Source organism: Endozoicomonas sp., assembly GCF_051008435.1.
GTDB lineage: Bacteria > Pseudomonadota > Gammaproteobacteria > Pseudomonadales > Endozoicomonadaceae > Endozoicomonas_A.
On sequence record NZ_JBPCXO010000456.1, the window covers coordinates 1 to 4,180 of the forward strand.

Consider the following 4,180-nt stretch of genomic DNA (forward strand, 5'->3'; position numbering starts at 1 on the left):
GCTTTCCAGCTTTCCAGCTTTCCAGCTTTCCAGCTTTCCAGCTTTCCAGCTTTCCAGCTTTCCAGCTTTCCAGCTTTCCAGCTTTCCAGCTTTCCAGCTTTCCAGCTTTCCAGAAATAAAAAAGACAGAATAGCCAGAAACTATCCTACCTTGGTTTCAGCTAGAGCGCGATTTATTCCAGAGTCACTTTCAACGTCATTCCAGAGCGGGCACCCACGACACTGACATACTGATAGCCTGAGCCCGGATTGAATACCGTGATTGACTCGGTATTATCTGGATTGTTAGAGCTTAGCTGGTAGCTGCTCGAAGTTGCCCAGTTGCTGGCATTGTAATAAACATTGCCATCTCCGCTGCCGTAGCCAGTGTTGATCTGGATACTGTTAGTACCTGCAGGTACAAGGATCCAGTAATACTGAATACCGTTGGTATTAGAGGTACTGGGCACACACACGGCATCAGCACTGGTCAAGCCATTGCTGGTTTGTGGTCCTTCGGTGGCACAGGCATTTTCCAGGTCCCCCAGGTCTCCAGACGTCACTGTCACGGTAGCCGAGCTGGTTCTGCTGTCTCCCTTGTCATCGGTCACGGTCAGTCTGGCAGTAAACAAGCCGGATGACGTGTAAGCATGGCTTGGGTTTGCCAGTGAGCTGCTGTTGCCATCGCCAAAATCCCAGCTATAGGCATCAATGGAACCGTCGGAGTCGGTTGAGCCGCTGCTGCTGAAATCGATATTGCTATCAACCTGTCCGGTATAAGGGCCGTTCGCATTAGCGATGGGCAGTCTGTTGCCATTACTGGTATCCGGAATGGAGGTGTCCAGATTGGAGGCCAGATAATTACACAGAGGTTGACTTACCTGATCTGTAACCACCTGATCGGTGCGAGAAATATCGACGTCAAAGAAGGTCTCCTGAACCTGCTGGCGTGCTTCACCCCGGATGTTGTAGTAATGCATCATCTTGTAATCCAGTACTTCGTCTGTGCTGTTACCCAGATTGGGACAGCCAAAGACACCAAAGTTATTGGGGCCGGATTGCAGAATGTTCTTCACATTGGGATCAGCTTGTCTCAGGTCATCCAGAATCAGACCGGACATAACACCCCAGAAGCTGTCGGTATTAATGTTGTAATCGTCTAACGGAGCTACCGGATCTGTTCTCAGCCAGTGGATTTTAAACTCCTGGTCGGCATCCATTCCCAAAGCTGCATAAAAGTCTTTAATGGTATTACCTGTTCCGCCAAGAGAGGCGATCAGCTGACCCACTTTGTTTTTCTGCTCGTTATTCGCGAGTCTGGCTCGGCCATCACAATACTGTGAATACAGAAATTCATGACGAACATCGGGCCAGTTTGGATGACTTTCCAAACGCAGTGAAACACCTTCTGCCACCTGGCTGGCAATCGCCATGTTGAATATCGACATGGCAAATCCGTAAACATTGTCTTTCAGGTGCTGAGCCTGGTTGTCAACGTAACGGTCTTCCCACATTAAGTTATGGAAGCGGTTGGGGTTGCCCTGACCTTCTTTCAGCTCACGGAACCTTCTTGCATGACGAGGCTCCAGCGTTTCCGGGGCATTGGCATCGCTGTCATCATCACCAAACACACCAGGCCAGTTCAGGTACTGCTGCCAGAAGGGGCGGGCAGGGCTACCATGACACTGAATACAGGAGGCCGGGTTTTTATTTAAAGTGGCCGGTGTGGTGGTGAAGTCAAATTGAGAAAATTCCCAGTTACCATCGTCATGACGGTATGAGACATCCAGTCTTTCGTAATCCGGATCGGTCGGGTCGGTAGGAATGTTCACCATAAAGCGAGCGTCAGAGCCAAACATCAGAATACGGGGGTATTCCATGGAGGCTTTCCCCGGTGTCTGGCTGTGTTCGATCAAAGCAAAGTTTTTCAGCATATGATCGGGCATCACATCCATAAAACCTTTCATGGAGTTGATGTTTTTATCGTTAAGATAGGCAATCACATCATCGGGTGTCAGTTTTGGGGTTCCATCCTGTGGTGGTGGGTCAAAACTGCTTAAGGGAACGACGGTGTCTGAGCCGTTTACAGGACAAATGCCTGCTGCAAAGGTTGGGGCTGCCAATCCCGTGAGTAAAACCATACTCAGGGGTACTACGCATTTCTGAAAGATCCTCATCTCACTCTCCGTGTTTTGATTCACTCTTACTGCGTGAGCTTTTGTGTATTGTATACAATCTACACTTGGACAGTGTATTCGATGACTTTTGGCTTTTGAAGGCAGGGCCAGGCTAATAAATGCGACAGGGCTCCCAGTTTAAAACTTATTCTGGTTAAAAAGTGTTGGATGTTTCTTGTTGCAGTACCAGGGGCTGATTAAATAGAGTCTGGCTATAAATTAAAAAGTAACGGGTTTCTGACTAATAAGTGTTTGAGTTCAGCAACCCGGTTGGAACGGGTTGCTGTAAAAAATAGGTTGCTTTCTTACCACGAGAAATATTTCCATTCAGGTCATAGACTTCGTAGTTCCACATAAGAAGCATCTTTTCCTTGCTCTTATAAATTATCTTCGCAGCGGTACCATGAGACACTTCTATTTTATAGGGTTTCAGCTGTATGAAGTTGACGGGCTTGCCTGTTGCTACAAGCTCACTGACGTTTGTTCCGTAATTGAACTCATTCAGCTGGTCAGAGTTAAGAACAAAGTCGGGAGTGATGACTTCTACTTCACCCAGAAAGGTTCTCTGTTTATTCTTAAGATCAACTTCTGATGAGTTTGAATAGATCGAGCCGGACTTTGTGTTAACGGCGACCTTCTCGTCCGGTGTGAAGGCTGCGACCGGTTGAGCTGCTAAGAGCATGCTGACGATCAGCGCTCTCTTGAAAGTGTGTAGGAATTCCATTTCTAATCACTCTTTTATTGTTTTGGAAACACTGAAATATAAATTCAACTGGCTGAAATAGGGTTCAGCTGGTTGATTCAGTCCTTTTTATCACCGCTATCATATGCGTCCCCGATTCAACCATTCCGGGTGATACACAGGCTTGAATTTCAAGATTTAAAAAATGCTGCCACTTTTCAGGGTCTTGTTCTAATACTTCCAGTGCATCTGCGCGTTTGGTGGCCAGGCAATTTGATGCGGACAGTGTGATAATCTCGAAGGCATTATTCTGAAAGGTTTCTCTCAGGCTTTCTGCTCTGAATAAATGGCAATGATGATCAGAAACCGCATGACTGCTAGGGTGCAAGTTGCCAGAAGCGATAATCTTGGAGTTGTCGTCTTCTGAAACGGTTTGGAGTATAGGCTCCAGAACCTGATCAACCGTGCCCCACAGATTCATTACGCTCAGTAAGGCTGTGCCATTGGGTCTCAAAACCCTTCGAATTTCTGATAAGGCTTCGTCTCTCTTGTCAAATACGTAGCTGAGTGGGCCGCCATAGCAGACAATCTTGTCAAAAGACTCCTCTTCAAACTGGGACAGATCGCATATATCGGCCAGCTCCCAGCTATCAACCTGATCTGAATAGCCAAGTTTATGAGCGCGAGACCGATTGATTTCCAGTTGAACCGGAGAAAGGTCGGTGACGACCAGAGTACCTGAAACTTCTGACAAGGGTTCGGTAAATATCCCTGTACCCGCACCCAGCTCCAGAACCTTGTCACCAGGAGCAATATGCTTTTTTAGATAGTGGTTATGAATATAGAGTTTTACCTGTTCAACGATGGACGTATTCCAGCGTTCAGTTTCCTTATCGGCGTACTCGTTGTAATACTTTTTTGTATGTTCCGGGTTGTAGAGTGTCATAGAGATGGTCTGATAATAATCTGTAGCGTGTGAAAAGTGAGTTTCAAATTTGTTGTGATGATTAAGAAGGGCTAAATTTTTTTCTCAAAAAGGATGTTTAGCTCTGAGGCTCTGACAAGCTTTGTGCCTATCACTTGATAACCAGACTTTAAGTTGATGATTTGCATTGCAAGATTTTGATTGCTTGTGATTGTCTGCAAATATCGGTAGCCAAGCTCTTCGCATTTTTTATGTTGTTCATGTTGAAGAAGGGTCGCGATACCTTTTTTTCGTAGCTTCTTAATAACTGCTGCAAAGCCCACAAGGTAGTATGTGAGAAGCTTTTTCAATCAAGTCCGTCAGCCTTGGAAACGTGCCACTGCCTGTTAACCTGTCTGTCAGATAGTCCCAGAATGAA

Annotated in this window: 3 protein-coding genes; all 3 read right to left on the bottom strand. The window is 46.3% G+C overall.

Annotated features, from left to right (window positions below; genetic code table 11):
* Positions 1 to 172: 172 nt before the first annotated feature.
* The 3 genes from ACR2PX_RS22535 to ACR2PX_RS22545 all read right to left on the bottom strand — a co-directional run bounded on the left by ACR2PX_RS22535 (position 173) and on the right by ACR2PX_RS22545 (position 3,783).
* Positions 173 to 2,155 (bottom strand): PKD domain-containing protein, encoded by a 1,983-nt coding sequence (locus ACR2PX_RS22535; RefSeq protein WP_434001600.1) that lies wholly within the window; start codon positions 2,153 to 2,155, stop codon positions 173 to 175.
* Positions 2,156 to 2,396: 241 nt separating this feature from the next.
* Positions 2,397 to 2,879: an LptA/OstA family protein gene (locus ACR2PX_RS22540; protein ID WP_434001601.1), complete on the bottom strand. Its 483-nt coding sequence runs from the start codon at positions 2,877 to 2,879 to the stop codon at positions 2,397 to 2,399.
* A gap of 64 nt (positions 2,880 to 2,943) precedes the next feature.
* Complete coding sequence (locus ACR2PX_RS22545; RefSeq protein WP_434001602.1) at positions 2,944 to 3,783, bottom strand: class I SAM-dependent methyltransferase; 840 nt, start codon at positions 3,781 to 3,783, stop codon at positions 2,944 to 2,946.
* Positions 3,784 to 4,180 lie beyond the last annotated feature (397 nt).

Excerpts from the sequence above, each read along its gene's own strand:
- ACR2PX_RS22535 (WP_434001600.1), bottom strand. The coding sequence starts at position 2,155 with ATGAGGATCTTTCAGAAATGCGTAGTACCCCTGAGTATGGTTTTACTC.
- ACR2PX_RS22540 (WP_434001601.1), bottom strand. The coding sequence starts at position 2,879 with ATGGAATTCCTACACACTTTCAAGAGAGCGCTGATCGTCAGCATGCTC.
- ACR2PX_RS22545 (WP_434001602.1), bottom strand. The coding sequence starts at position 3,783 with ATGACACTCTACAACCCGGAACATACAAAAAAGTATTACAACGAGTAC.